Annotated in this window: 2 protein-coding genes and 1 pseudogene; all 3 read left to right on the forward strand. The window is 74.1% G+C overall.

The features are described 5' to 3' along the window. Positions 1 to 1,145 (forward strand): annotated as a pseudogene (locus ND748_RS28315) (hypothetical protein); the annotation flags it as partial. Positions 1,146 to 1,662: 517 nt separating this feature from the next. Continuing rightward, the gene (locus tag ND748_RS28320; protein WP_251749247.1) at positions 1,663 to 2,547 is read left to right on the forward strand and encodes a metalloprotease; all 885 of its coding nucleotides are present in this window, start codon (positions 1,663 to 1,665) and stop codon (positions 2,545 to 2,547) included. Between the two features lie 87 nt (positions 2,548 to 2,634). Further along, the coding region (locus tag ND748_RS28325) for an SAM-dependent methyltransferase (protein WP_251749248.1) at positions 2,635 to 3,442 on the forward strand (808 nt) is incomplete at its 3' end.

A 3,442-nucleotide genomic window follows, 5' to 3' on the forward strand; every position in this document is an offset into this window, starting at 1 on the left:
CGGTGGTCGCGGCGCGCCGCGCGCAGCGGCTGCTGCTGGTGGCGACGGTGGCCGCGGTCGCCGGCGGATACCTGTTCTGGTGGGGTTCGGCGTTCGCTATGCCGGGGCTGCGCGACGGACTCGGACCGCACTACCATCTCGCCGCGCTGAGCCCGATCCTGATCCTCGCCGCGGACGGCGCCCGCCGGCTGTGGTCGGCCGCCGCCGCCCTCCCGCGGGCCGTGGTGCTGCGGCCCACCGTGGCCGGCGTGGTCGCGGTGACGATGGTCCTGCTCACCGCGTCGGCGCTGCCCGGCAAGATCGACGGGCAGCACTGGGTCAACAACCGCAACGCCTTCCTCGCCGCTCTGCTCCCGGCCAGCTACCCGGCCCCGGCGGTGGTCGTCGTGACGCCGCAGGTGCCCAGCCGGTACACCCAGGTGCCGTACCAGACCCTGCGGAACCGGCCGGACCTGCACGGACGCGTCCTGTACGCGGCCGACCTGGGCCCCGCGACGGCGACTCTGCCCGATCGGATGCCGGGGCGGGCGCTGTACCGGCTGCGCCCGGACGAGATCGTCGACCCGGCGGTGCCCGCCAGCTTCCACGGCTCGTTCACCCGGTTGCGCCAGGTCAGCGGGGAGCGGATCCGGGTTCACCTGACTGCTCGCCTGCCCGCCGGCGGCCCTGGGGCCGCCGCCGGCGCAGTCGCCTACGTGCGACTGGGCGCGCAGACCCTGACCTTCCCGGCGACCCCGGCCGCCGGGAACCCCGCCGGTGCGACGGTGATCGACGCGACGGTGACCGACGCGACGGTGACCGGTGCGACGGTGACCGGTGCGACGGTGACCGGTGCGACGGTGACCGGTCCGACGGTGATCGACGCGACGGTGGTGGTCACGTCGGGGCAGCCGGTGGGCGCCGAGGAGATCGGCGCCGGCGCCGCGATGCTGCCGGGGGAGCTCGTCGTCGGACTCGTCCAGCCGACCGCCGCGGGCCCCGCCCGCTGGGAGGAACGCATCCCGCTGGCGCGCCGGCACACCTCCGGTGCGCTGACCCTGCTCACCCCCGGGCTGGGCTGGCGCCAGGTGCCCGGCCGCGCCGCGGCGGGATGGCTGCCCGCCCCGGTCCAGCCCACGCTGGCCGTCGCGGTCGGCATCGACTGAGGCCGCGTAGCCGCCCGGTCCGACCCGGTCCGTCGTAGCCGGCGCGTTTGTCGGATGCACCCGGCTTCAGCATGGCATCATGCACGTGCAGATGCACTCGATGATGGTTTTGCATTCGATGGCGGTCGCCCGTGGCCCGACGTCCCCCGAACGGGCCGGTGCCGGCACCCCCCTTACCGGCCGATCTACTGGTGAAAGTGGTCATAGCTTCGGCCACTCTGGTCGGTCTCGCGATCCTGATCGCGTATACCGTCATCGCCCTGTGCTCCGGTGGAACCGGCCTCGCCGCCGTCCCGGCCAGCCTCCCGCCGGCGGTGATGAGCCCCTTCACAGTCGCTCTACCTGCGGCTATTCGGGTTGCCCTGGCCGAGAGGGGACCGCGGCGACGCGGGCAGAAGAGCCCGGCGCCCGGGCGCCCCCGGGCCCGTGGCGCCCCGCCGGCGCAGCAGCGGCGCACCCTCGACGACCTTCGCGGTGACGTCGACGGTTCCCCGGACGGAAACGATCGCCTCTACGGTTGACCGTCGTGCGGGTCATCTGGGCGGCCTTGGCCGCGATCGTCATGTCTGTCGGCCTTCTGGCCGGCTGCAACGCCTCTGCGACAGGTGGTCCCCTCAATGCTGCCGCCGGTATCGGCGCGAGTACAGCCACCCGCGGGTCGGCCGTGAGCGACCCTGACGGGTCGTCGGCGCGCGCCGTCGGCGGGCCGTCCACGGCCGCCGGCGGGACGCTGAGCGCCGCCACGGCGGCGTCGAGCCCGTCGTGCGGCGCCAAGGTCACCGACGTGCAGGACGTCGAACGGCTCATCAACGAGCCGGTCGGCTGCCCTGGCGGACTGAACACCTTCTGGCACGGCGAGCTCGGCGACGCCTGGACGGCGCCGCGCTTCGTCCCCTACCACGACGGCGAGGTGCCCGACGACGCCTGCGGCCGGCAGGTCAACGACCCCCGCCAGTTCGCCGACAACGCGCTCTACTGCACGCTCGACGACACGGTCGCCTACAGCGTCGACTTTCTCGACGAGCTGGCTCAGGTCGGCGGTCCCACCTACCCGCTGTTCGTCCTCATGCACGAACTGTCCCACCGCGGCGACCGCATCGGCGGCAACCTGGGGGTCGTCTCCCGCGCCGAGGAGAACCAGGCCGACTGCTTCGCCGGGCGGCAGGCCTCCGCCGCGCACGACGCCGGGCGGATCGCCGTCTCCGACGCCGTGCAGGGCGCGCTGCTGTTCTACAGCCTCGGCGACACCCGTGGCGGCTGGTTCTCCCAGGAGCCCGCCAGCGCCCCCGACGCCCACGGCTCGCCTCGTCAGCGCGCCCAGGCGTTCGCCTTCGGCTACCTGCGCGACAGCTCCACCTGCCACAAGATCGGTCAGTCCGAGACGGGCGACGTGTCGTTCTGACCGCCGACCCGCGTCCACTCGCCGCAGTCGGTAACGCTCGGTAGTCGTAGGTTCGGCCAAGATGCGACGATCGAGTTACCGTCAGTTATGACCTTCAGGGCTGCGTCCAGTCAGATCGAGGTTCCCGCCGGGGTGGGCCTGACCGCCGTCGGCATGGCGTGGGTCCGCGCCCGGGAGAGTGCGCGCCGCGACCGGCTCTTCGACGACCCCTACGCGGAGGCGTTCGTCGAGGCGGCCGGGGGCCCCGCCGCCGCCGGCCCCGGCGGTGCGTTCGCCCGCTTCATCGACGTGGTCGACTCCCACGGCGTGCACCGCACCCGCTTCTTCGACGACTACCTGACCCGCGCCGCCGGCGACGGCCACCGCCAGCTCGTCCTGCTCGCCGCGGGCCTGGACACCCGTGCCTTCCGGCTGTCCTGGCCCGCCGGTACCCGGCTGTTCGAGGTCGACCTGCCGGAGATGCTGACGTTCAAGCAGGCGGTCCTCGACACCCGGCACGCCACCGCGCGCGCCGAGCGGATCACCGTCCCCGCCGACCTCGCCGGCGACTGGGCGACCGCGCTGACCCGCGCGGGCCTGCGGCCGCACGAACGCACCACCTGGCTCGTCGAGGGCCTGCTGCCCTACCTCGACGCCGACCAGGCCGCCCGCCTGCTCACCACCGTCGGGGACCTGTCCGCCCCGGGCAGCCTGCTGGGCTTCGAGTACCAGACCGCCGGTGACTGGCTGCTCGACGAGCTGCGCGCCACCCCGGAGCTGGCCGAGTTCGTGACGCTGCTCAAGGGCGGCCTCGACGAGCCCGCTCTCACCTGGCTGCCCCGCAACGGCTGGCAGGTGCTGCGCGCCCGGCTGCGCGCCGAGCTCGCCGCCGAGTCCGGCCGCCCCGCGCCCGGCC

This window comes from Frankia sp. AiPs1 (assembly GCF_023716945.1).
In the GTDB taxonomy this organism is placed as follows: domain Bacteria; phylum Actinomycetota; class Actinomycetes; order Frankiales; family Frankiaceae; genus Frankia.